The organism is Pantoea sp. X-Soil-MYKO-1785 (assembly GCF_059730675.1).
Map to the genome: position 1 here is coordinate 2,493,092 of NZ_AP036000.1, position 23,869 is coordinate 2,516,960.

The 23,869-nt window shown below is 55.5% G+C and carries 20 protein-coding genes; 6 read left to right on the top strand and 14 right to left on the bottom strand.

The window, feature by feature from the left end:
- Positions 1–24 precede the first annotated feature (24 nt).
- Complete coding sequence (gene efeU, locus AC6I8D_RS12005) at positions 25–852, bottom strand: iron uptake transporter permease EfeU (protein ID WP_312057315.1); 828 nt, start codon at positions 850–852, stop codon at positions 25–27.
- Positions 853–1,044: 192 nt separating this feature from the next.
- On the bottom strand, positions 1,045–2,529 hold the full coding sequence (gene putP / locus AC6I8D_RS12010) for a sodium/proline symporter PutP (RefSeq protein WP_497820242.1): 1,485 nt from the start codon (positions 2,527–2,529) through the stop codon (positions 1,045–1,047).
- 448 nt (positions 2,530–2,977) lie between these two features.
- On the opposite strand from putP, the gene putA reads away from it, so the two are divergent.
- Positions 2,978–6,925 (top strand): trifunctional transcriptional regulator/proline dehydrogenase/L-glutamate gamma-semialdehyde dehydrogenase, encoded by a 3,948-nt coding sequence (putA, locus tag AC6I8D_RS12015; RefSeq protein ID WP_312757308.1) that lies wholly within the window; start codon positions 2,978–2,980, stop codon positions 6,923–6,925.
- 406 nt (positions 6,926–7,331) lie between these two features.
- Here putA and AC6I8D_RS12020 read toward each other — a convergent pair whose 3' ends face one another.
- The 11 genes from AC6I8D_RS12020 to AC6I8D_RS12070 form a co-directional block, all read right to left on the bottom strand.
- Positions 7,332–7,487, bottom strand: a complete 156-nt coding sequence (locus AC6I8D_RS12020; protein WP_497820243.1) for a hypothetical protein — start codon at positions 7,485–7,487, stop codon at positions 7,332–7,334.
- 900 nt (positions 7,488–8,387) lie between these two features.
- Entirely contained in the window at positions 8,388–9,467 is a 1,080-nt protein-coding gene (locus AC6I8D_RS12025; RefSeq protein ID WP_312760663.1) for an acyltransferase family protein, read from the bottom strand.
- A 475-nt stretch (positions 9,468–9,942) separates the two neighbouring features.
- Positions 9,943–10,695, bottom strand: a complete 753-nt coding sequence (gene tcyN, locus AC6I8D_RS12030; protein ID WP_312056466.1) for an L-cystine ABC transporter ATP-binding protein TcyN — start codon at positions 10,693–10,695, stop codon at positions 9,943–9,945.
- Positions 10,692–11,360, bottom strand: coding sequence for a cystine ABC transporter permease (gene tcyL / locus AC6I8D_RS12035; RefSeq protein WP_031375100.1), 669 nt, complete (start codon positions 11,358–11,360; stop codon positions 10,692–10,694). The genes tcyN and tcyL overlap by 4 nt, the downstream gene beginning before the upstream one ends.
- On the bottom strand, positions 11,360–12,160 hold the full coding sequence (gene tcyJ / locus AC6I8D_RS12040; RefSeq protein ID WP_312056467.1) for a cystine ABC transporter substrate-binding protein: 801 nt from the start codon (positions 12,158–12,160) through the stop codon (positions 11,360–11,362). Before tcyJ ends, tcyL begins: the two co-directional genes overlap by 1 nt.
- A 111-nt stretch (positions 12,161–12,271) precedes the next feature.
- Complete coding sequence (locus AC6I8D_RS12045) at positions 12,272–13,258, bottom strand: D-cysteine desulfhydrase (RefSeq protein ID WP_312760660.1); 987 nt, start codon at positions 13,256–13,258, stop codon at positions 12,272–12,274.
- Between the two features lie 198 nt (positions 13,259–13,456).
- Positions 13,457–13,960 carry a flagella biosynthesis regulatory protein FliZ gene (gene fliZ / locus AC6I8D_RS12050; RefSeq protein WP_031375097.1) on the bottom strand — a complete coding sequence of 168 codons (504 nt, stop codon included), beginning with the start codon at positions 13,958–13,960 and terminating at the stop codon, positions 13,457–13,459.
- A gap of 50 nt (positions 13,961–14,010) precedes the next feature.
- A complete protein-coding gene (locus tag AC6I8D_RS12055; protein WP_031375096.1) occupies positions 14,011–14,733 on the bottom strand; it encodes an RNA polymerase sigma factor FliA in 723 nt (240 codons plus the stop codon).
- 144 nt (positions 14,734–14,877) lie between these two features.
- Positions 14,878–15,846 carry an HNH endonuclease signature motif containing protein gene (locus AC6I8D_RS12060; protein ID WP_497820244.1) on the bottom strand — a complete coding sequence of 323 codons (969 nt, stop codon included), beginning with the start codon at positions 15,844–15,846 and terminating at the stop codon, positions 14,878–14,880.
- A gap of 145 nt (positions 15,847–15,991) precedes the next feature.
- Complete coding sequence (fliB, locus tag AC6I8D_RS12065; RefSeq protein ID WP_497820245.1) at positions 15,992–17,194, bottom strand: flagellin lysine-N-methylase; 1,203 nt, start codon at positions 17,192–17,194, stop codon at positions 15,992–15,994.
- A 162-nt stretch (positions 17,195–17,356) separates the two neighbouring features.
- Positions 17,357–18,547 carry a FliC/FljB family flagellin gene (locus AC6I8D_RS12070; RefSeq protein WP_497820246.1) on the bottom strand — a complete coding sequence of 397 codons (1,191 nt, stop codon included), beginning with the start codon at positions 18,545–18,547 and terminating at the stop codon, positions 17,357–17,359.
- A 337-nt stretch (positions 18,548–18,884) separates the two neighbouring features.
- Between AC6I8D_RS12070 and fliD the strand changes: the two genes are divergently transcribed.
- The 4 genes from fliD (at position 18,885) to amyA (ending at position 22,681) form a co-directional block, all read left to right on the top strand.
- The gene (gene fliD / locus AC6I8D_RS12075) at positions 18,885–20,309 is read left to right on the top strand and encodes a flagellar filament capping protein FliD (RefSeq protein WP_497820247.1); all 1,425 of its coding nucleotides are present in this window, start codon (positions 18,885–18,887) and stop codon (positions 20,307–20,309) included.
- 12 nt (positions 20,310–20,321) lie between these two features.
- Positions 20,322–20,729, top strand: coding sequence for a flagellar export chaperone FliS (gene fliS / locus AC6I8D_RS12080; RefSeq protein WP_031375092.1), 408 nt, complete (start codon positions 20,322–20,324; stop codon positions 20,727–20,729).
- Positions 20,729–21,094: a flagella biosynthesis regulatory protein FliT gene (fliT, locus tag AC6I8D_RS12085; protein WP_312056478.1), complete on the top strand. Its 366-nt coding sequence runs from the start codon at positions 20,729–20,731 to the stop codon at positions 21,092–21,094. Before fliS ends, fliT begins: the two co-directional genes overlap by 1 nt.
- A gap of 105 nt (positions 21,095–21,199) precedes the next feature.
- The gene (gene amyA, locus AC6I8D_RS12090) at positions 21,200–22,681 is read left to right on the top strand and encodes an alpha-amylase (protein ID WP_497820248.1); all 1,482 of its coding nucleotides are present in this window, start codon (positions 21,200–21,202) and stop codon (positions 22,679–22,681) included.
- 47 nt (positions 22,682–22,728) lie between these two features.
- Here the strand turns inward: amyA and yedD are convergent, their stop codons facing one another.
- The gene (gene yedD, locus AC6I8D_RS12095) at positions 22,729–23,211 is read right to left on the bottom strand and encodes a lipoprotein YedD (protein WP_497820249.1); all 483 of its coding nucleotides are present in this window, start codon (positions 23,209–23,211) and stop codon (positions 22,729–22,731) included.
- Between the two features lie 246 nt (positions 23,212–23,457).
- On the opposite strand from yedD, the gene AC6I8D_RS12100 reads away from it, so the two are divergent.
- Entirely contained in the window at positions 23,458–23,781 is a 324-nt protein-coding gene (locus AC6I8D_RS12100) for a DUF6388 family protein (protein ID WP_312056483.1), read from the top strand.
- The last annotated feature ends 88 nt before the right edge of the window (positions 23,782–23,869 follow it).

Consider the following 23,869-nt stretch of genomic DNA (forward strand, 5'->3'; position numbering starts at 1 on the left):
CGGCAGGCGCGCCCGATAAATGGCTTAGCGCACAGTGGCCGACGCGGTGGGACGCGCGGGCATAAAAAACAGAATCAGAGCGGGGACCAGATAGAGGCCCCAGACCACCACCTCGCTGACGCTGGGGGCTTCCTGATAGCCGAGCACCCCTTCCAGCAGCGTACCGAACAGCGAATGGGTCGATAAGGTGTTGCTGAGATCAAACGCCACATCCTGAAAGCGATTCCACAGTCCTGCTTCATGGAAAGCCCGAATTGCTCCGGCCGCCAGGCCCGCCGCAACAAACAGAATGAAAATGCTGGTCCAGCGGAAAAAATGGGCCATGTTAAGGCGAATGCCGCCCCAGTAAAGCAGCATGCCCAGCACCACGGCGGTCGCCAGCCCCAGCACCGCGCCAATCGGCGGCGCATAGCCAACGTCCTGGGTAAAAGCCGCCAGCAGAAAGAACACCGACTCCAGCCCTTCGCGCGCCACCGCCAGAAACACCATGACTACCAGTGCCAGCCCGCCGCGCCCTGAGCGCTGCAGCGCCTGGTCTACCGCCTGCTCCAGCTCCACTTTGATATTGCGCGCCACTTTGCGCATCCAGAACACCATTGAGGTGAGGATAACCACCGCCACCAGCGCCACCAGCCCTTCAAACAGTTCCTGCTGTTTCTGCGGAAACTCGCCGGTGGTAGCGTTGATGAACAGCCCCAGCCCGAGGCAGAGCGCCGCAGCGATAACCACCCCGGCCCACATGGCAGGAAACCATTGGGTGCGCTGGGTGCGCTTCAGGTAGCTGGCTATCAGGCTGACAATCAGTGCGGCTTCTAAGCCTTCGCGCAGCATGATGAGAAACGGAACGAACATCGCCAACCTCTTGAATGTTAAGCAGCGTCAATAAAAGTAAAATCAGGTAAAATGTAAACGATACCGATTATCATTATCGCCACGAAAAAAACAAGTTGCCGGATGAGATAATTTCGCATTTGAGTGGTTTATCTTTGTAACAAAAAAAAGCCCGCCACGATTAACGGGCGGGCTTTTCTGACGGCAGCCGGATTATTTAGTCTGGAACTCCGCTTCCGCTGCGGCAAAACGCTGTTGCGCTGCGGCTGAAGGTTCACGTCCCAGCAGGCTGAACACCACGATGGCGATACTGGCGAACAAAAAGCCCGGGATGATTTCATACAGACCCAGCCAGCCATACTGCTTCCACACCAGCACGGTTAACGCGCCGATGATCATGCCTGCCAGTGCGCCGTTGCGGTTCATGCGCTTCCAGCACACCCCGAACAGCACCACCGGACCAAACGCTGCCCCGAAGCCCGCCCAGGCGTAGCTTACCAGGCCCAGCACCCGGTTCTCCGGATTAGATGCCAGCGCGATAGCGATTAACGCCACCAGCAGCACCATCAGACGTCCGACCCACACCAGCTCTTTCTGGCTGGCGTTTTTACGCAGCAAACCTTTATACAGATCTTCCGTCAGGGCGCTGGAGCAGACCAGCAGCTGACAGCTCAGGGTCGACATCACCGCCGCCAGAATCGCTGACAGCAGGATACCGGCCACCCACGGGTTAAACAGGATCCGCGCCAGTTCGATAAATACCCGCTCCGCGTTGTCATTGACGCCCGCCGCCAGGGGCGGGTTGTTCTGGAAATAAGCGATACCGAAGAAACCCACGCCGACCGCACCGGCCAGGCAGAGGATCATCCAGGTCATACCGATACGGCGTGCGGTGCGGATTGAGCGGTGGGAGTCGGCCGCCATAAAGCGCGCCAGGATATGCGGCTGGCCAAAGTAGCCCAGTCCCCAGCCCAGCAGTGAAATCACCGCGACAAAGTTCAGACCTTTCAGCATATCGAGATTTTCGAGGCTTTTTGCCTCAATCACCGCCAATGAATCGGACCAGCCGCCGACTGCGATAATGACAAACACCGGCGTCAGGATCAGCGCAAAAATCATCAGGCTGGCCTGTACCGTGTCAGTCCAGCTCACCGCAAGGAAACCGCCAACCAGCGTATACAGAATGGTCGCAGCCGCGCCCGCCCACAGCGCCGTCTGGTAACTCATGCCAAAGGTGCTTTCAAACAAACGTGCGCCGGCCACCACGCCAGAAGCACAATAGATGGTGAAGAACACCAGGATCACCATGGCCGAAATGATGCGCAGGATTTTACTGTGATCTTCAAAGCGGCTGGTGAAGAAGTCCGGCAGCGTCAGCGCGTTATTGTGATGCTCAGTCTGTACCCGCAGGCGACCGGCAACAATTTTCCAGTTCAGCCAGGCACCAATCGTCAGGCCGATGGCAATCCAGCTCTCGGAGATGCCGGAGATGAAAATGGCACCGGGTAATCCCATCAGCAGCCAGCCGCTCATGTCTGACGCACCGGCAGACAGCGCCGTAACCACGCTGCCGAGACTGCGGCCGCCGAGGATATAGTCATCAAAGTTTTTGGTTGAGCGGTATGCCACAAAACCAATCAGCACCATCCCAAGAATATAAACTACAAAGGTCACCAGCATCGGTGTACTTAGACTCATCTGTCTCTCCACTTATTATTTGATATCCCAGAGAAATCGCCAGCTGCCTGCTTGCCGGAACGGGGCAAAACGGACCGATTATCCTCGTCAGGGCGTTAGCCATTTCCCTGCGGCGCGGTATCCTGCCGGAAAGGCGTTCGGCGCACAATGGATTTAACACAGGCGTTACAGCGATTTCACTAACCGATTGCGAAAAAGTGTTCAGAGGTTGCACTCGCTCACATAACGTCGGTTGCAACCCGGCGCAACCTCACATAAACCGCGCATTGCCAGGCCCGTCAGGTTGGCGAGGATCTTGCAGCAATATCCGTGCCGCATTGCAAAAATTAACAATTGACGGCGTTAAAAGGGTGTTAACTGGCTCACATTTAACACGGTTGCACAAAGTTGCAACTTAAGTGATAGTGCAGCCACGCCGTATCGAACCACTATAAGGAGCACTGGAGTCATGGGTACAACCACCATGGGGGTAAAACTGGATGACGCGACACGTGAGCGCATCAAACTGGCTGCGCAGCGTATCGATCGCACGCCACACTGGCTGATTAAACAGGCGATCTTTAACTACCTCGGCCAGCTTGAGTCGGGCGATTCGCTGCCTGAAATCCCGTTATCCAGCCTGGCGACAGTGGAGGCTGATGAGGCGCTGACCGACGAGACGCATCAGCCGTTCCTTGACTTCGCAGAGCAGATTTTGCCGCAGTCGGTGACCCGTTCGACCGTGACCGCCGCCTGGCGTCGCCCGGAGACCGACGCGGTGCCGATGCTGCTGGAGCAGGCACGCCTGCCTGCGGGGCTGGCGGAGAAAACCCATCAGCTGGCTTATCAGCTGGCCGACAAGCTGCGGCACCAAAAAGGAGCAACCGGACGCGCTGGCATGGTGCAAAGCCTGCTGCAGGAGTTCTCTTTATCCTCGCAGGAAGGCGTGGCGCTGATGTGCCTCGCCGAAGCGTTATTGCGTATCCCTGACAAGCCGACCCGCGATGCGCTGATCCGCGATAAGATCAGCAACGGCAACTGGCAGTCGCATCTCGGTCGCAGCCCGTCGCTGTTCGTTAACGCCGCCACCTGGGGCCTGCTGTTCACCGGCCGTCTGGTCTCAACCCATAACGAAGCCAATCTGTCGCGATCGCTGAACCGCATTATTGGCAAGAGTGGCGAGCCGCTAATCCGTAAAGGCGTGGATATGGCGATGCGCCTGATGGGCGAGCAGTTCGTCACCGGCGAAACCATTGCTGAAGCGCTGGCTAACGCCCGCAAGCTGGAAGAGAAAGGATTCCGTTACTCTTACGACATGCTGGGTGAAGCAGCGCTGACCGCCAGCGATGCCAAAGCCTATCTGGTCTCCTACCAGCAGGCGATCCACGCGATTGGCAAAGCGTCCAATGGCCGCGGCATTTATGAAGGTCCGGGCATCTCGATCAAGCTGTCGGCGCTGCATCCGCGCTACAGCCGCGCTCAGTATGAGCGGGTGATGGAGGAGCTCTACCCTATTCTGAAATCGCTGACGCTGCTGGCTCGCTCCTATGACATCGGCATCAACATTGATGCCGAAGAAGCTGACCGGCTGGAGCTGTCGCTCGACCTGCTGGAAAAACTCTGTTTCGAGCCGGAACTGGAAGGCTGGAACGGTATCGGCTTTGTCATCCAGGCCTACATGAAGCGCTGTCCGTTTGTGATTGACGAACTGATCGACCTGGCGCAACGGAGCCGCCGTCGCCTGATGATCCGTCTGGTTAAAGGTGCCTACTGGGACAGCGAAATCAAACGCGCCCAGATGGAGGGGCTGGAGGGCTATCCGGTTTATACCCGCAAGGTCTACACCGACATCTCTTATCTGGCCTGCGCCCGTAAACTGCTGGCGGTGCCGAACCTGATCTACCCGCAGTTTGCCACCCACAATGCCCATACGCTGGCGGCGATTTATCAGCTGGCCGGCAACAATTACTATCCGGGGCAGTATGAGTTCCAGTGCCTGCACGGCATGGGCGAACCGCTGTATGAGCAGGTGGTGGGCAAAGTGGCGGACGGCAAACTTAACCGTCCCTGCCGTATTTATGCGCCGGTCGGTACGCACGAAACGCTGCTGGCTTATCTGGTGCGTCGCCTGCTGGAAAACGGTGCCAACACCTCTTTCGTTAACCGTATCGCCGATACCTCGCTGCCGATTGATGAGCTGGTCGCCGATCCGGTGACGGCGGTGGAGAAGCTGGGTGCCAGCGAAGGGGCGATTGGCCTGCCGCATCCTAAAATTCCGCTGCCGCGCGATTTGTATGGGGCTAACCGCGTCAACTCGGCCGGTCTGGATATGGCCAATGAACACCGTCTGGCCTCACTGTCCAGCGCCCTGCTGAGCAGTGCCGCGCAGCCATTGCTGGCCCAGCCAATGATTGAAGGTGAGCTGGGCGAAGGCGAAAGCCGCACTCTGGTTAACCCCGCTGCGCCGAACGATATTGTCGGACAGGTACGCGAAGCGACTGAGCAGGAAGTCTCTCAGGCGCTGGACGCGGCGGTTAACAGCGGCCCGATCTGGTTCGCCACGCCGCCTCAGGAGCGTGCTGCAATTCTGGAACGCGCGGCACAAATCATGGAAGGCCAGATGCAGCAGCTGATTGGCATTCTGGTGCGTGAAGCCGGTAAGACCTACAACAACGCCATCGCTGAAGTGCGCGAAGCGGTCGATTTCCTCTATTACTATGCTGGCATGGTGCGGGATGATTTCGATAACGAAACCCATCGCCCACTGGGTCCGGTGGTCTGTATCAGCCCGTGGAACTTCCCGCTGGCGATCTTTACCGGTCAGATTGCTGCGGCGCTGGCTGCGGGTAACAGCGTGCTGGCCAAACCGGCGGAGCAGACACCGCTGATTGCGGCGCAGGCGGTACAGATTCTGCTGGATGCGGGTGTGCCTGCTGGCGTGCTGCAACTGCTGCCGGGTCTGGGTGAAACGGTTGGCGCGCAGCTGACCGGCGACGATCGGGTGCGCGGCGTCATGTTCACCGGTTCAACCGCGGTTGCGACGCTGCTGCAACGTAATCTGGCCGGTCGTCTCGATCCGCAGGGTCGCCCGACGCCGCTGATTGCTGAAACCGGCGGAATGAATGCGATGATCGTCGACTCTTCCGCGCTGACTGAGCAGGTGGTGATTGATATCGTCGCGTCGGCCTTCGACAGCGCCGGTCAACGCTGTTCTGCCCTGCGTCTGCTGTGCATTCAGGAAGATGTTGCCGACCACACCCTGAAGATGTTGCGCGGTGCGATGGCGGAATGCCGGATGGGTAATCCGGAGCGCCTGTCGACCGATATTGGTCCGGTGATCGATGCTGAAGCCAAAGCCAATATTGAGCGTCACATTCAGGCGATGCGCAATAAAGGCTTCACGGTCTATCAGGCGGTGCAGGAGAATCCACACGACAGCAAAGAGTGGAGCAGCGGCACCTTCATCAAGCCGACCCTGATTGAACTGGATCAGGTTAAAGATCTGGATAAAGAGGTGTTCGGCCCGGTACTGCACGTGGTGCGTTTCACCCGCAATAATCTGCCGCAGTTAATTGAACAGATTAACGCTTCGGGTTACGGCCTGACGCTGGGTGTACATACCCGCATCGACGAGACCATTGCTCAGGTGACGGCCAATGCCAGAGTCGGCAACCTCTACGTCAACCGGAATATGGTGGGCGCGGTAGTGGGCGTGCAGCCTTTTGGCGGCGAAGGATTATCCGGCACCGGCCCGAAAGCTGGCGGACCGCTCTATCTCTATCGTCTGCTGGCGCATCGTCCGGACGGCGCGCTGCGACTGACGTTTGATCGTCAGGATGCCGATCGCCCTGCCGACAGCACCCTGCGTCAGGCGCTGCTGGCGCCTCATCAGGCGCTGACGGGCTGGGCTAAAGAGAAGCCTGAACTGGCGGCGTTATGTCAGCACTATGCCGATCTGGCACAGGCGGGCGTGGTGCGGTTGCTGCCCGGTCCGACCGGCGAGCGCAACACCTTCTCACTGTTGCCGCGTGATCAGGTGCTCTGTCTTGCTGACAATGAGCAGGATGCATTAGTGCAGCTGGCCGCCGTTACCAGCGTGGGCAGCAAAGCGCTGTGGCAGGATGATGAGTTGCATCGTCGCCTGCTGACTTCGCTGCCAGACGCGGTGAAAGCGCGTATTACCCTGGCACGCGATCCGTTAGCGGCAGAATTTGATGCGGTGATTTATCACGGTGATGCCGATCAGCTGCGCACCCTGTGTGAGCAGATTGCCGCACGTGAAGGCGCGATTGTTTCGGTGCAGGGCTTTGCCCGCGGTGAGACCAATCTGCTGCTGGAGCGGTTGCTGATTGAGCGTTCGCTGAGTGTGAATACCGCCGCTGCCGGCGGGAATGCCAGTCTGATGACGATCGGGTAAGGGGCTGCCCTGGCAGCGGGCTGGGGGTTCGCTGCGCGAACCGGCGCTGAGAAGGTTTCGTTCGCTGGCCTGTCAGGGCTGGATATTCGCTCGCCGGCCCGTCAGGGCTGGGGTTCGCTGCGCGAACGGGCGTTGAGAAGGTTTCGTTCGCCAGCACGCAGCGGCAGTTTCAGTTTCGCCGCTGCCGGCGACCGACAAGGGGCCGCCAGTCGCCGCGCCCCCTTGACCCCGGGCTCCGGCCTGCTTCACCGCCGCTTCGCGGTCCCTTCACCTCTTCCGGATTTCCTACGGACCGCCAGGACGCGCCATCCCTGGCGCGATCCCGCCTCTTCGCGACATCCCTGTCGCTCGTCCTGAAATCCCTCATCGGCTCAGCGGTTCTGACGGCCTCCCCAACCCCTCGCTGTTATTTCTTTTTTTCTTTGTTTGGTGCTTCGTCGCTGTGATGAGTGAGCACTATCACTGTTAGCGCTTTTTCTGCATTCAGGACCGTTAGTCGTGAGAAAAAAGAAAGTATCCATACAGCCGTCAGGCGTAATCCCAGCCACCAGCCATCAGCCATCAGCCATCAGCCATCAGCCACCTGCCTCAGGCAAAACCAGTCCATATACAAGAAAGAAAGTTTGCAGTCAGGGGTTTTACCAGAGGCGTCCGCAGCGCTGAGGAGTGAGCGGAGGCCAGGAGAGCCGACAGGAGGTCGGCGAAAGGATGGATCGCGCCAGGGAAGGCGCGTCCGGCCGGTCCGTCGGCCGCAGGGAGTGACGAAGGCACCGCGCGAAGCGTGGCGCGCAGGCCGCCGGACGCCGGGATTGTTAAGGGGCGGGCGTTCGCCCCTTGACGCGTCCGCCTGCTCAGGCAGGCTGAAACTCCCCACCGCCTGGCGGACGTAACCCTCTCCATACCAGCCCGCCGCCAGGCGGAAACTTTCTCTTTGCCAGACTACAGCAGGCCAGTGCAAGCGCACCTCCGCCAGGCGTACTCCACCAGCCACCAGACGACACTAAGCCCTGTAACAAGAAAGAAAGCTTACAGACGAGGTTTTACCAGAGGCGTCCGCAGCGCTGAGGAGTGAGCGGAGGCCAGGAGAGCCGACAGGAGGTCGGCGAAAGGATGGATCGCGCCAGGGAAGGCGCGTCCGGCCGGTCCGTCGGCCGCAGGGAGTGACGAAGGCACCGCGCGAAGCGTGGCGCGCAGGCCGCCGGACGCCGGGATTGTTAAGGGGCGGGCGTCCGCCCCTTAACGCGTCCGCCTGCTCAGGCAACCTGAAACTCCCCACCGCCTGGCGGACGTAACCCGCTCAGTGCCAGCCCGCCGCCCGGCGTAACCCGCTCTATGTCAGCCCGCAGCAAGCGTAACTCGCTCAATGCCAGCCCGCCGCCAGGCGTAATCCCCTCTGCACCGCCCGTGCCGGCTGCGAGACTTAGCCGCCAGGCGCACCCTCTCCCCCTGCTAAGCGCATTCATCAAGCCCCACTGGCCCGCTCCCGCTTCATCAGCGTCGGGAACACAAACAGCGACTGCCCCAATCCACGATTAGTCAGCGACCAGAGCGCTACCGAACAGAGCGAACAGATCCCGACAATCGCCACCGGATAGAAACAGGCCCAGAGGAACGAAAACCACGCCTGATTAAACAGGTGGTGACGCTGGGCGAACAGAATCGCTGACATGCCGAAAAACTCAATGAAAATGCGGTGTATCACATAAATCTGCAGGGTATTGCGGCCGATCCAGTTCATATAACGCATGCTGAAATGCTGATTAAGCCAGCGACAGGCCGCAATACTGAACAGCACCGCCAGAATACACAGGAACAGGCTCTTATCCAGACCAAAAATAATGTGAATACCCGCCAGTGCGGCCAGCACAGCCCACGGCATCAGATTTTCACGCCGCCACTCGCTGAGGCGCAGCATGGCCTGACTCCAGAAAGCCCCCAACAGGAAGAACAGGAAGTATTGCGCCAGACTTTGTGGTCCCCAGTAGGGGATTATTTTTTCAACCGCCAGATAGTTCAGCACAATCGCCGCCACCATCAGCACCAGTTTATATTGGCGAAACAGTTTGGCGCAGAGGAAATAGAGGCCAAGCCCGTACAGATACCATGAAGTACTCATGGCCATAAACGTCAGTTTAAGGAATTCAAATAGCGAGCCGGCATAGGCCGCATTCAGGTTCTGAGAAATACGCTGACCGGTAATTTCGGTGGAGATGCCAAGAATTGACCACCACTGAATAAAACCCCACAAAATATAGAGATAAAAGAGATTGGTGATCCGGCTGGTAAATACCTGCTTCCACGGTCGGTTAATAATACCGTTAGTAGCCAGCAGGCCTGAAACAAAGAAAAACGCTGGCATACGTAATGGCGACAGGACCGTATTAAACTGCACCCATATTTCAGCGGGTAGCCATCCGGCAGAGAGATACTTCAGCGTCCCTTCAAAACCCGGCAGCACCGTGTGGTACAGGACCACCAGTAATATACAGGCCCCCTTCAGGGTATTCACCCACATTATTTGCTCTGGCTTGGTGTTGTTCATTCAATGACTCCTGCTGTGTAGGTCTGAATGCTGAAAGTAAAAGCGAGGAAATCAGTATTGCTTTTATGGTTATCCAGCGATTATTCGTCATTGAACCGATGGTGAATGTAGCGAAAGTCTTAAAAAATAGCGCATGGCCCTGATGCTACAGTTATTTACCGAGCCGAACGTTTCCTTACACTTATCAATAAAGCCCCAGCCAGTGGATTTATTTACCCCGACAGAGCCGTAAAAGATAATATTACTGGAGAGTCATAGAGACTTAAATAAGAGGAAGTGGCAATCATAAAAACCATTTAATAAACGATGAATGGAAAAGTTTTGTCAGATGTGGCAAAAGGTTTAACGGAGATTTTAAAATATATGCTAGCGATTAATTTCAGCGCGAAAAAAAACCTTAGCTGTGGCTTATTTAGCTGAAAAAACCCGTTTTTTAAGCAGGTTAACGCCGCCTTCCTGCAGGAAGGCGGCGGATTTACTGACTCAGAAATTTATCGAGGAACTGACGGGTTCGCGGCTGTTGCGGGTTACTGAACAACGCTTTCGCCTCACCCTGCTCCACAATGCGGCCCTGGTCCATGAAGATAGCGCGGTCAGCCACGTCGCGGGCAAAGCTCATCTCATGCGTGACGATCACCATGGTGCGTTGCTCCTCGGCCAGGGCGCGGATGGTGTTAAGCACCTCGCCAACCAGCTCCGGATCCAGCGCCGAGGTCGGCTCATCAAACAGGATCACTTCCGGCCGCATTGCCAGCGCACGGGCGATGGCCACCCGCTGCTGCTGACCGCCTGACAAACGGCGCGGGTAACTCTGTTCTTTGCCATGCAGTCCGACTTTCTCCAGCAACTCACGGGCGCGTGCCACCGCATCCGCTTTGTCTTCGCGCTTGACGATCACCGGCCCTTCAATAATGTTCTCCATCACCGAACGGTGGGGAAACAGATTGAAGTTCTGGAAAACAAAGCCAACCTGCTGACGCAGACGGCGCACCTGCTCTTTCTGTTTACTCTGCGCCAGCGCCGCATCGACGGTAATATCCCCCACCCGGATGGTGCCGCTGTCCGGCACTTCCAGCAGGTTGATACTGCGCAGCAGCGTGGTTTTCCCCGAACCGCTGGGACCGATAATCGCCACCACTTCGCCTGCCGCTACGTCGAGATCGATGCCATGCAGCACCGTCTGGCCATTGAAGGATTTCACCAGCTTTCTGACTTCGATGGCACTCATTTCGACTCCTGATCCTGACGATTAACATGCTGTTCCAGCCGGTTCTGCAGGGCAGACAGCACCGTCGCCATCACCCAGTAGATCAGCGAGGCAGCCAGATACATGGTGAACACTTCCAGCGTACGCGAGGTGATCAGCTGCGCCTGACGGAACAGCTCCGGCACCTGGATGGTCGCCGCCAGCGAGGTATCTTTGACCAGGCTGATAAAGCTGTTACCCAGCGGCGGCAGCGCGGTGCGTGCCGCCTGCGGCAATATCACCCGGCGCAGCGTTTGCCAGCGCGTCATGCCAATACTGGCCGCCGCTTCCCACTGGCCGCGCTCAATCGCCGAGATCGCGCCACGCAGTGATTCCGACGCATAAGCCGCGGTATTCAGCGACAGGCCAATCATGGCGGAGGGAATCGGGTCCAGCTCGATACCAAACTGCGGTAAGCCGTAGTAGATCATAAACAGCTGGGCGATCAACGGCGTACCGCGGAAGATCGAAACGTAGATCCGCGACAGCCAGCTAACCGGCCAGAAGCGTGACAGCCGCATCAGTGCCAGAATGAACCCCAGCACCAGGCCGAAGAACATTCCGCCGATGCTGAGTTGCAGCGTAAACAGCGCGCCTTTTAATAAAAAAGGTGCTGAATCCAGCACCAGTTGAAGACTTTCCTGCATTATTTAGTCACGTCCGCGCCAAACCATTTTTCAGACAGTTTGCTCAGTGAGCCATCTTTCTGCATCTCTGCAATAGCCTGGTCAATCGCTTTCAGCAGGTCGTCATTGCCTTTACGCACCGCCACGCCAGACTCCTGACGGGAGAAAGCGTTACCCGCGACGGCCATGGTATCGCCGGTTTTCTTCACCAGATCCAGTGCCGCCAGGCGGTCAACCAGAATGGCGTTCAGACGACCTGAGCGCAGATCCTGATACTTAGTCGGGTCATCATCATAGGTACGGACATCAACGCCCTTCACGTTCTCACGCAGCCACTGTTCGTAGTTGGTTCCCAGACCGACGCCGACCTTTTTGCCTGCCAGATCTTCAGGTTTGGTGATGCTAGCGGCGTTGGCTTTCATGGTCAGCGCCTGAATGCCCGAGATGGTGTACGGCGTAGAGAAGTCATATTTCTTCTTGCGCTCGTCAGAGATGGTGACCTGGTTAATCACCACATCAATCCGTTTCGCATCCAGCGAGGCTAGCATGCCGTCCCACTTGGTGGGTTTCAGGCTGGCTTTAACGCCCATATGCTGCGCCAGTTGTTGCGCGAACTCCGCTTCAAAGCCGGTCAGCTTGCCGTTCTCATCCTGGAAGCTGAACGGCGGATAGGTGCCTTCCAGTCCCACCAGCAGCGTGCCGCGCTCTTTGATTTTATTCAGCAGGTTTTCAGCTGCGAAGGTTTTAACGTTGACGCCCGCGACCAGCGCCACGGCCATTACGCCCATTACCAACTGGCGACGTACCAGAGAAAAGGTCATATTCACCCCATTATTGATTGTGTTGTGTGTATTTTATAACGGCAACGCCGCTACATTACTGCCGGTCCATCGTGATAACGGCAAGATTATAAACTGTTTTTTTTGCTTGTCTCAGACCGAAGGATGATAAGCAAATAACGCCGGTGCGCCACCGGTATGAATAAACAGCAGCGGGCCTTCCCGGCGGAAACGGTTCTGGCTGATGCCGTCCAGCAGCCCCGCCATCGCCTTACCGGTATAGACCGGGTCCAGCAGAATGCCTTCCAGCTGTGCCAGCAGCTTCACCGCCGCCATGCCCTCGTCGTTCGGTTCACCGTAGCGTGGTGCATAATATTCATCCCACAACGTAATCGGCGCGGTAGCGGGCACTTCAAGCTGGGTCGCCAGCGACTGGCGCAGGCGCTCCACCAGCGGCAACTGGGCCTCAGCCTGACGGGAAACGGTCACCCCGACCAGCTCGGTATCCGGCAACAGCTGTTCAAGTCCAACCGCCAGCCCGGCATGGGTGCCAGCGCTGCCTGAGGCGACGATAACGGCGGCAAAATCGACCACCTCTTCGCTCTGATGGGCGATTTCCTGCGCGCAGCCGACATAGCCTAGCGCACCCAGCGTATTCGAGCCGCCGACCGGCACGATATAAGGCCGGAAACCCTGCGCCTCAAGACGTGTTGCCTGTTCCGCCAGCTGTTCAGCCGGATTGTACAGCGCCTCGACCATAATCACCTCGGCGTCCATCAGATCCAGCAGCAGCCGGTTACCGTTGCTCAGGTAGTTTTCCGCATGAGTACCAATCGGGTTTTCCAGCAGAGCCACGCATTTCAGGCCCAGACGGGCCGCGACGGCTGCGGTCTGGCGCACATGGTTGGACTGAATCGCCCCGGCAGTCAGCAGCACATCGGCCCCTTCGCGCAGCGCGTCGGCCGCCAGATACTCCAGCTTGCGCAGCTTGTTGCCGCCCATCGCCACCGGCGTGACATCATCGCGCTTGATGAAAATATCGCGGCCGAGATAGTCGGAGAGTCGTGGCAGATGCTCTAACGGGGTTGGCGCGCCCAGCAGTTCAAGGCGGGGAAACTGGTGTAAAAGATGTAAAGACAACGCTGCCTCCATTCGGGCATTGGAAATTATCCTTACAGTGTTGCAGAAGATGCGAAAAGGATCACCCTGATTCAGGTGGCGGGAGATGCGGTGACGGGTAAAACAGGCGTGCTCCCCCGCCCCGCCCTTTTCAGCAGCGTGAAAATGGCGGGGACGTACCAACGGTACGCGGGGGAGCAATGGGTGCACAGCGGGGCGTTAGCCCTGTTGCCACCCTAAGAACTGATCGTATTTGCGCAGGGCAATACGGTAATTATTATTGCCCGCATCCGGCAGGTCGCTTTCCAGACATTGATGCCAGCTATTGCCCTGCAGCCGATCGGCCGGGAAATTTTTCGCTTTCAGCATGTCGTCCAGCCGACGCAGCCGCACCACGTATTCCCGTATGGTGCTGGGGCTCATCTCTGTCTGTTCGAACAAATACTGTTTGAACGCCATAATGTCGAAGTAATTAGGATGGGTATTACAAAAAATATCGCTACAGAAGCGACAGAGCGCAGTCAGTTCTGGCTGAAGTTTCAGCCACAGTTGCTCATCAATCATCTGGTCCATCCGCGCGATGGCCTCTTTATTGATGATCTGGCCGCGAAAAACGAGCGCCATTCGATCTAATACCTTGCCACAGTGTGAACAGTTGCTCTGGCTGTGTTTATAGTCTTTAAGATAACGACTTAACGGTCTGGCCTTGGTCTTGGCTCCCATTGCTGAGTCCCCGGTTTCTTATATTTTTGAATCGCCAGGAACTGATACTGCTAGCGCGCTCCCGTAAGCCGGGCCCGCAGGCGTTTAATCGCCTGACTGTGCAGCTGGCTGACACGGGATTCCCCCACATCAAGCACCGCGCCAATCTCTTTCAGGTTCAGTTCTTCCTGGTAGTACAGTGTCAGCACCATCTTTTCGCGATCGGGTAACGCTTCGATCGCTTCAATGACGCGCTCACGCAGACTCCCTTCCATCAACTGATGAAGCGGGTTGGCCTCTTCATGCCCTTCCGTCACCAGTTCCGCACTGTCGCCATGTTCTTCCCGATACTCGTCGTAGGAAAAGAGCTGACTATTGTTGGTGTCCAGCAGGATCTGCCGGTACTCCTCCATCGAAACATTCAACTGCTGCGCGACTTCCTGCTCGGAGGCAGCACGACCCAGCGTCTGTTCCACCTTATGCATTGCCCCGGCCACCTCGCGCGCGTTACGACGAACGCTGCGTGGTGCCCAGTCCCGGCTGCGAAGCTCATCCAGCATTGCGCCGCGAATACGCTGCACGGCATAGGTGGTAAAGGCTGTCCCCTGGAGCGCGTCATAACGCTCCACGGCATTTAACAGACCGATACCTCCGGCTTGCAGCAAATCGTCCAGCTCAACGCTGGCTGGCAGACGGACCTGCAGGCGCAGCGCTTCATGGCGCACCAGCGGCACGTAGCGCTGCCAGAGCGAATGCTTGTCCATCACGCCTTCGGCGGTATAGAGATCGTTCACGTTGACTACCCTGCGTTAATGAAGTTATCGGCATGATTATCCAATTCTGTAGGGTTATTGATTGGGGGAATAGGCGGGGTAAAACGAGGTTATTTCATTTTTGTGATGTCAGGGGAGCCGATCCTTCGCCTCCCTTCACCATGGCTAACGTCGCGCCCGCAGCCGTTGGCGCGTCGCGGGTGGCACCGCCGACCACAGGCTACAGATACGGCCATTTAACTCCTGATAATAAGGGCTTATGTTGGCCTGCGCCTCGTCGCCGGGGTGCACCTGGATCTGCCCTGACTCACCATCAATGCTTATCAGTCGGTTGAGGAAAAGCCGTTGCAGGTCGCTACGCAAAAATAAGCCGTTGTCGATGCTGTTATCCGCCAGCCCCCCTTCATCGTTCTCCTGCGTATCGATATGACAGGCTTCTACCCACGGCCAGTTATGCCGATCGGTCAGCCGGGTTCCGGTCATCACGCAGGCACCATAGCGCGCTTTGACGCCGGCGCTAAACTCCGCCTGCCCGGCGCGTTGCAGTACTCTTGCCTTCACCCGCCGTCCCACTTCGGTGCCCGGCATCACTGCGGCCGGCACTTTGTGCTGCGGCGTACTCAGCACCACGATGAACTGGATGCGACGTGACTGGGGAAAACAGGGATTAGCCTGCGGGTTGAACAGCTGCCAGTAGGCCTCTTCCTCATCCTGATACATCAGCACCAGCTTATAGCCGCGGCTGTTGAGCAGGTTCTGGGCGGTAGCAGAATGGGGATCGATCATCGCGAACACCTGACTGCTGCCCATCACCTTCCACAGATTGTCGCGTTTCTCCTTTTCGCTTCGGCGAAAATAGAGGAAAGAGAGGTTTTGCTTGAGGTAGTGCTCAAAGCGGCGCAGGTAATTTTTACGTTCGTTATCATTGGCGATGAACAGCAGATCCTCCAGCGGACTGTTGCTCTCTTCCTGCGCGAACACCGCACGGATTTTCAGGGTGCGAAAGCTGGTTGACGGGCTGAGCAGCGCGCGCGCCGTCAGCTCCTTCTCCTCAGGATATTGCTGGGCATAGCGCAGCGCGATCTCCTCAAAGGTCAGCCGCTCACCCGGTAACAAGTCATAATTGAAGCGCATAGACACTCCACAAAATAAGGAAAATGGATCAAAAGTGATGTTGTTCTGCAAGGAGTTATCGGCAGGCTGGAGGGGAACTGTAACGGGGGGGTGAATAAGCGCAGCGCAGAACAATGAGTTGTGCCGCGCTGCGGTGGAGCCGGGATTATTTCAGCAGGTAGAGAAGTGATAAGTCATCATTAACTTTGGTTTTGTTGATCTCCGCGATAAAGGCAGCAACAGACTGCGCACTGTGCTTGGTAACGGAATGGTAGCTGTATATGATATTGATAATATCATCTTCATTAATCTTTCCGACCAGTGCCACATTGGCGGTAATCAGTGACTTGATTAAAAACCATTCAGCCGTCAGCAGATAGAGGCTGAGTAACGGGCTGCGTCCCTCGGCGTTAGGGAAAAAATCATCATAAATACGGTATTGAACATAGTTGTTCATTATCCATGGACGCTCGGCAAGCCACGGCATCACCTCGTGTTGCCAGACGCTTTCCAGCTGAATCATCGACTGATGCACATTATCGGTTTTTGCTCCCTCCGCCTGAATATAGATTAGCTTATTAACGTAATGATGCAGTGTGGGCCAGCCACGCTTATTGGTCATGCCGCTGAACCAGGTTTGCAGACGTAATAACAATGACCACTGCAGGTTATGATCCGGCTTTATCTGCGCAAGTTGCTGTCTGATTTCACCCTGCTCTAATCCGTTAAGCGTCTGAGAATAATAATTCTCTATCTGCTCAACCCGATCTTCATGAGCGCTGAGCCTCTCCACCCCGAGCAGGAAACTGGCCAGCGCATAAAACGCTTCATCTACCTGAACGTCGCTTAACTTAACAATGTTCAGGCACATTAAATTAAGCAGCTTCTTTTCCTGATCAAGATCTTTCGCCTGGTTAGCGTCCGGCTGTAGCCTGATGGTTTGCTCAAACAGCATCGCATCGGGGGAGGCGATGAGCTGCCGGGCGGCTTCCGGGCAGGATAAGGTTAAGCTCTTTTGCTGCTCGTATTTAAAGGTGGTGGCGCTGCGGGGATAAGTGGCACAGGTATGGCTCAGCGCGGCAGCACCTAGCGTCGAATGAACCTTGCATAAGCGATTTTCATCCATAAAGACACAGCTGCCGGATGCATTCAGCTTCATGGTTCCCCAGCTGGCGTAATTTTTACGGGTCATGATGATGTTTTCAGCCGCCAGAGTTTTAATTTCTATCCGGGTGGACTTCAAATAGCGATTGACCGTGGGCTTATCGAGGGTAATCTCCCAACCCTTACAGCAGTGATCGCGGCATTCGCTGCCAATACATTTAAAAGCGCTGACAAACAGCGGTTCAACGACAGTGATATTTTTCATTATTTACCTGCTCAACAGAAGCACTTAAAAAAAGCGGCACATTGTCAGGATAATAAATCAGCAGGTAACGTTTGATGGGCGGATAAAGCGCTAAAAAACCGGCTAATCGCAGGCATAAAAAAACCCCGCCGAAGCGGGGTTTCACGTTCAGAGTTAAGGCGATTAGCCCTGCAGCAGTGACAGAACCTGCTGTGGAACCTGGTTAGCTTTCGCCAACACTGAGTTGCCCGCCTGCTGTACGATCTGTGCTTTAGACATGTTTGAAACTTCGGTCGCGTAGTCAGCATCCTGAATACGAGACTGTGCTTCAGACAGGTTAGTGGTGGTGTTGTTCAGGTTAGTTACCGCTGAATCCAGACGGTTCTGAATCGCACCCAATGAAGAACGGAACTTATCAACGCTGGCGATGGCTTCGTCCAGTTTGGCCAGTGGGTCGGTAGTAGCACCAGTGGTCAGGTTCGAAAGACTCATGTTAGCTGTGTCTAACTTGAACGTTGCTGTATCTGTTGCAGTTGTGGCTGACTGAGCGTCAACAGCAATATAAAAATCTTGACCAGTTGCCCCCTGAGCAATATCGAAGCCATTTGCTTTTAAGTTATTAACTTCAGCAGGCGTAGTTGCCTTAACGTTTACTTTTGCAAATAAATTTCCATCTTTGTCGGCAAAAACTTTGTTGTCAGTAACTGTAACATTTGCTGCATCAACTCCCAGACGAGTGGCGAGCGAATCGCCAGTAGTTTCTTCAACTGCAGCTTTGGTGATCTGAGTGGTTGCGCCATAGTAAGGTGTAAAATCTGTAGCTTCGGCAATAGTACCCTGTGGACCATTAACATTGAAGGTGTCCAGTTTCAGGGTAGAAGAGTCAATTTTCTTCAGGTCAATGGTGATAGTTTCGCCATCGTTCGCGCCAACCTGGATTTTCATGCTGCCATCTTTCGCCAGTACGTTCACGCCGTTGAACTGAGTCTGACCAGAAACGCGGTCAATCTCGTCCAGACGTGATTTGATTTCGTCCTGGATGGAAGATTTGTCAGAAGCAGAGTTAGTGCCGTTCTGAGCCTGAACAGTCAGCTCACGGATACGCTGTAAGTTGTTGTTGATTTCTGACAGCGCGCCTTCAGTTGTCTGCGCAGCAGAGATACCGTCGTTGGCGTTACGCGCAGCCTGAGTCAGGCCCTTGATGTTAGAGGTGAAACGGTTGGCAATTGCCTGACCAGCAGCGTCATCTTTTGCGCTGTTGATACGTAAACCAGAAGACAGACGCTCGATAGAAGTAGACAGAGCTGACTGGTTCTTGTTGATGTTGTTCTGAGTGATCAGCGAGAGGCTGTTGGTATTAATGACTTGGGCCATGATAAATTTTCCTGTTAATCAAGTCTTTCGGTTAAGGTGTGGGCTTCAACCCGCCGGCTTCAGCGCCGTCAAAGTTGTTATCGTCTGCCGTTAAACAACCTTTAGAATTTTTTTAGTACCAGGCGAATTTTTTTGCTTCAACCTGTCACGCTTTTGGTTATCGCCACCCTGTCGCAGTTCTTTAGACTTAATTGATTAATTTTCTAGTCGTTGAAATACCCTTCTCTATATGCCCTATTTACCTCATTACCCTAAGGCAAATAATTTTAAACTTTAGTAAATCAAGGCCGATAACTCAGGTATTCAAACTCCGTGTCGACCATATAAAGGAAACAACATGGCTAGCGTCTCTAACCTGGGTGTCGGTTCAGGTCTGCAATTAAGTGATATTCTTGACAGTCTGCAGACAGCAGAAAAAGCCACCTTAAAACCGATCTCTACGCAGCAAAGCGCCTATACCGCAAAGCTCAGCGCTTACGGTACGCTCTCAAGTGCATTGACGACCTTCCAGACCGCTAACACCGCGCTGAACAGCGCCGATCTGTTTAGCTCCACCACCGCCACCAGTACTGGCAGCGCATTTAGCGCCACCACCACTGCCGGTGCCGTTGCCGGAAGCTACACTATTAGCGTGTCGAAGCTGGCTCAGGCACAGACTCTGACCTCCGGCGTGCAAAGCAGCAATACAGCCATACTCGGCGACAGCTCAGCGGCCAACCGTACGCTCTCTATCAAGCTGGCAGATGGCACCAGTAAAGACATTACGCTGACCAGCGATCAGACCTCATTGACCGGTATGCGTGACGCGATTAACAAAGCGGGTGCCGGTGTAAACGCCAGCATCATTAAGTCGGGTGATGGTGAATATCGTCTCTCATTAACAGCGGCGAAAACCGGCGAGAAATTTGCGGTCTCTTCTGTCACCGTGACCGGCGACGATACGCTGCAAAGCATTGTCGGCTTCGATGCCAGCAAAAGCGATGCAGACAATCCAATGGATCTGAGCGTGGCGGCGCAGGATGCTCAACTGACGGTGAATAATGTTGCCATCACCAGCAGCAGCAACACCATTAGTGATGCATTAGAAGGCATTACCCTTAATCTCAAGGATGTCACCAGCAGCAGCCAGACCCTGAACGTCGCCAAAGACACCAGCAAGGTGACGACGGCGCTGTCTAACTTTGTTGATGCGTACAATACTCTGCTCGATCAGTTCAACAGCCTGACCAAATATACTGCCGTCGATGTCGGTGCTGACGCGCAGGATTCCAGCAACGGCGCGCTGGTCGGCGACAGTACGCTGCGCACCATTCAGACACAGTTAAAAGGTCTGCTGACTAACGCAGCGAGTTCATCCAACTATAAAACCCTGTCGCAGATTGGTATCTCTTCTGATCCAACAACGGGCGAACTGAAACTTGACTCTGCGGTACTGAAAACCGCGCTGGATAAAGATCCTGAAGGCATTAAAGAGATGATGATCGGCGACGGCAAGACCACCGGTATCACCACCAAAATCGCCACCAACCTGACCGGCTGGTTGTCATCGACCGGCATTATCCAGGCGGCAAAGGATGGGGTGAGCAAGACGCTCAACAATCTGACCGATCAGTACAACAAGATGAGCACCCGCATTGATAATCTGATTGCGCGCTACAAGGCACAGTTCACCCAGCTTGATGTGACGATGAGTTCACTCAACAGCACCAGCAGCTATCTGACCCAGCAGTTTGACAATATGTCGTCAAGCAGTTCGAAATAGTAAGGAGTGACCATGTACAGTGCTACAGGCACCAAAGCCTATGCAAAAATCGGCGTGGAAAGCGCCGTGATGAGCGCCAGCCAGCAGCAGCTGGTGGTGATGTTGTTCGACGGCGCGCTCAGCGCGCTGATTCGCGCTCGTCTGTTTATGCAGGATGGCAATATTGAAGGCAAAGGTAATTCCATCTCTAAAGCCATCAATATCATTGAAGGAGGTCTGAAACAGGGCCTCAGTGAAAACAGTGGTGACGAACTGGCAGATAACCTGCTGGGTCTTTACAACTACATGACGCGCCGCTTGTTGCAGGCCAACCTGCACAACGATGTTGAAGCTGTCGAAGAAGTCGAAGGCTTACTGCGCAACATCGCGGACGCGTGGAAAGAAGTGGTTCAACCTAACCTGATTCAGGACGCCGTTTAATGATTATTGCACCGCATCTGATTGCCGTTTACCAACAGTTACTCGATCTCAGCCAGGGAATGCTGCGTCACGCGGCGCAGGGCGAATGGGATGAATTGATCAGCCGGGAGATGGAGTATGTCAGCGCGGTGCAATCATTAGCGCAATCGACAGAGGCTGCCGCCCCATCGGTTCAGGTTCAGGAGCAACTTCGCCCGGTCTTGCGCCATATTCTGGATAACGAAAGTGAAGTGAAACGCCTGCTGCAGGCGCGGATGGATGAACTGGCTTCGCTGGTCGGCCAGAACGCCCGCCAGAAATCGGTGCTTTCCGCCTACGGTAACCAGGGCGGTGTGGTGATGGTGCCACGCGAAACCCTCTCCTGATAATCTGCCCTCTCCCGCCGCGTTGAGATTTATTTTTCAGCGCGGCGTCTCTTTTTTGCCGCTTACTCCATACTTGATTCTCATCATTCCCCTGGAGTGCAGTAGATGCAAAACCCGACGTTATTACAGTTTTTCCATTGGTATTACCCGGATGGCGGCAAACTGTGGCCGGAAATCGCCGATCGTGCGGCCTGGCTCAGTGAAATTGGCATAACCATGGCCTGGCTGCCGCCCTGCTATAAAGGGGAATCGGGTGGCTATTCTGTCGGTTACGACAGCTATGACCTGTTTGACCTCGGTGAATTTGAGCAGAAAGGCAGCGTTGCCACCAAATATGGCGACAGGCAGCAGTTACTGGCAGCCGCCGAGGCGCTGCGCAGCCACAACGTCGGGGTAGTGCTGGACGTGGTGCTTAACCATAAAATGGGTGCCGATGAAAAAGAGCAGATCAGCATCAACCGCGTCAACCCGGACAATCGCGACGAAATCTATGACGAGGAGGTCGAATGTGAAGCCTGGACCAAATTCACCTTTCCGGTGCGCAACGGAAAATATTCAAAATTCGTCTGGGATCATAAATGCTTTAGCGGCGTAGACCATATTGAAAACCCGGATGAAAACGGCGTCTTCAAAATCATCAACGATTACACCGCCGAAGGCTGGAACGATCAGGTCGATAATGAGCTGGGCAACTTCGACTATCTGATGGGCGCGAACATCGATTTCCGTAATAACGCGGTAAGCGAAGAGCTGAAGTACTGGGCGCGCTGGGTGATGGAACAGGTGCCGTGCACCGGCTTCCGGCTTGATGCGGTTAAACACATTCCGGCCTGGTTCTATAAAGACTGGATCGATCACATACAGGAAGTGGCTGAAGAGCCGATGTTTATCGTCGCTGAATACTGGTCGTTCGAAACCGATAAACTGCAGGAGTATGTGCATCAGGTGGAAGGCAAAACCATGCTGTTTGATGCCCCACTGCACATGAACTTCCATCAGGCCTCCACCGCCGGCAGCGCTTACGACCTGAGCCAGATCTTTGCTAACTCGCTGGTGGTCGCCGACCCCTGGCATGCGGTAACGATCGTCGCCAACCACGATACGCAACCGCTGCAGTCGCTGGAAGCGCCGGTAGAAGCCTGGTTTAAACCGCTGGCCTACGCGCTGATTCTGCTGCGTGAACAGGGAGTGCCGACCATTTTCTATCCCGATCTGTTCGGTGCCAGTTATGAAGATACCGGCGGCGACGGCGAGAAACATAAGATTGAGATGCCGGTGATCCCGGAGCTGGAAGGATTGATCCGCGCGCGTCAGCAGTATGGCTGGGGCGCACAGACCGACTATTTCGACCATCCCAACTGCGTCGCCTTTAGCCGTAGCGGCACCGAAACCCAGCCGGGCTGTGTGGTGATTATGTCGAATGGCGATGCGGGTGAGAAAAGCGTGGCGATGGGCGAAGGCTATGCCGGTAAGGTGTGGCGCGATTATCTGGCGAACCGCGAAGAGACCATTACCGCCGATGATCAGGGTAATGCGGTGTTTGTCTGTAACGCCGGCAGCGTCAGCGTCTGGGTGGTCGCAGACTAAGACTTAAAACAGAGGATCTGGCAGGGCTGACGCCCTGCCAGCGTCATTTATTGCGCTAATGCCGCCGCATTGTTTTCAGTGATGCGGGTGTGCAACAGCTGAGGCTCAATATTCTGAATCACACTGGCCTTGGGTTGCTTCGCCACTTCATCCAGCGCCTGCTGGCACTCCACGGTTGGACGTGCCACTTTACGCAGCGTCAGCCCGTCATAATTCAGTTCACCGTTATCAACCACCAGCGGCATCACCCGAACCTGACGCGTGACGTTGACATAATCGCCGCTCAGCAAGGTCAGTTTGCCCGGCTTGGCGATAACCCGCTGCCATTGACGGCAATCCAGTGTGCTGCCATCCGCGTTGATAATCAGGCTGCCTGTCGCCTGATCGCTAATCAGGCCACGCTGCGGGCCGACCGTTTGCCAGTTACCCTGCAGATTAGCCGGTGCCGGGGTTTGAACCGCACTGTCATAGTCGTTGATTTGTGCACATCCGCTCAGCGCCAGCGCGGCCATCAGCATCCACTTTTTCATGTTTAATCCCTAAGATCGCATCAATGGCGGCTACGTTATAATTTTTCCCCTGAGGTGCGCAAGGTATCTGGCTGATCCAACCGCGCCGGGCGCGGTTTTTTTAGCGCTGCCGCGCAACTCACGCAATCTCAGCCGATGATAAGCGACATTTATCCGCTAACGCGCCTGTCTGCTTGCGCGCGTCCTGACAAGTCAGGCGCAACCCGCTACACTGGCGCGCTGCAACAGACATTCAGGAACCTGGCTATGAAAACTCCGGAAGCGTATTACGCGCAGGCGCGCGAAATGTTCTTTACCGCCCACCCCGATTTCCAGGCGGCGCTTGATGAGCTGACCGAAAGCGATGCCCGCGCTGCCAATCTTTCCCTGCGCCAGCTGCGTGAATGGCACGCTGAACGCATCTATGCGGCCTTTTTACGTCAGAAGAATCTGGATGGGATGATCTTTTCGATTCAGCTGGCTGAGCCCGACAAAGCCGTGGCGGCCGAGGCAATCGAGAGCTATCTCAAAGCACATGCTGAATCGCTGGGGATGAGCTGGGAAGAGTTTTGCATTAAAAACGAACTCTGACCGGCTGGAACCGTAAGGTGTATTTTTCATACACCTCCAACCAGTGGTTTTACCACCAATAAAGTTGTACAAGGACGAGGAAAGTGTA

Excerpts from the sequence above, each read along its gene's own strand:
- AC6I8D_RS12020 (WP_497820243.1), bottom strand. The coding sequence starts at position 7,487 with ATGGCTGATGGCTGGTGGCTGGGATTACGCCTGACGGCTGTATGGATA.
- AC6I8D_RS12070 (WP_497820246.1), bottom strand. The coding sequence starts at position 18,547 with ATGGCCCAAGTCATTAATACCAACAGCCTCTCGCTGATCACTCAGAAC.
- amyA (WP_497820248.1), top strand. The coding sequence starts at position 21,200 with ATGCAAAACCCGACGTTATTACAGTTTTTCCATTGGTATTACCCGGAT.
- putP (WP_497820242.1), bottom strand. The coding sequence starts at position 2,529 with ATGAGTCTAAGTACACCGATGCTGGTGACCTTTGTAGTTTATATTCTT.
- tcyJ (WP_312056467.1), bottom strand. The coding sequence starts at position 12,160 with ATGACCTTTTCTCTGGTACGTCGCCAGTTGGTAATGGGCGTAATGGCC.
- fliB (WP_497820245.1), bottom strand. The coding sequence starts at position 17,194 with ATGAAAAATATCACTGTCGTTGAACCGCTGTTTGTCAGCGCTTTTAAA.
- AC6I8D_RS12060 (WP_497820244.1), bottom strand. The coding sequence starts at position 15,846 with ATGCGCTTCAATTATGACTTGTTACCGGGTGAGCGGCTGACCTTTGAG.
- tcyL (WP_031375100.1), bottom strand. The coding sequence starts at position 11,360 with ATGCAGGAAAGTCTTCAACTGGTGCTGGATTCAGCACCTTTTTTATTA.
- putA (WP_312757308.1), top strand. The coding sequence starts at position 2,978 with ATGGGTACAACCACCATGGGGGTAAAACTGGATGACGCGACACGTGAG.
- efeU (WP_312057315.1), bottom strand. The coding sequence starts at position 852 with ATGTTCGTTCCGTTTCTCATCATGCTGCGCGAAGGCTTAGAAGCCGCA.
- AC6I8D_RS12100 (WP_312056483.1), top strand. The coding sequence starts at position 23,458 with ATGAAAACTCCGGAAGCGTATTACGCGCAGGCGCGCGAAATGTTCTTT.
- tcyN (WP_312056466.1), bottom strand. The coding sequence starts at position 10,695 with ATGAGTGCCATCGAAGTCAGAAAGCTGGTGAAATCCTTCAATGGCCAG.
- fliD (WP_497820247.1), top strand. The coding sequence starts at position 18,885 with ATGGCTAGCGTCTCTAACCTGGGTGTCGGTTCAGGTCTGCAATTAAGT.
- yedD (WP_497820249.1), bottom strand. The coding sequence starts at position 23,211 with ATGAAAAAGTGGATGCTGATGGCCGCGCTGGCGCTGAGCGGATGTGCA.
- fliS (WP_031375092.1), top strand. The coding sequence starts at position 20,322 with ATGTACAGTGCTACAGGCACCAAAGCCTATGCAAAAATCGGCGTGGAA.
- AC6I8D_RS12025 (WP_312760663.1), bottom strand. The coding sequence starts at position 9,467 with ATGAACAACACCAAGCCAGAGCAAATAATGTGGGTGAATACCCTGAAG.
- fliT (WP_312056478.1), top strand. The coding sequence starts at position 20,729 with ATGATTATTGCACCGCATCTGATTGCCGTTTACCAACAGTTACTCGAT.
- fliZ (WP_031375097.1), bottom strand. The coding sequence starts at position 13,960 with ATGGGAGCCAAGACCAAGGCCAGACCGTTAAGTCGTTATCTTAAAGAC.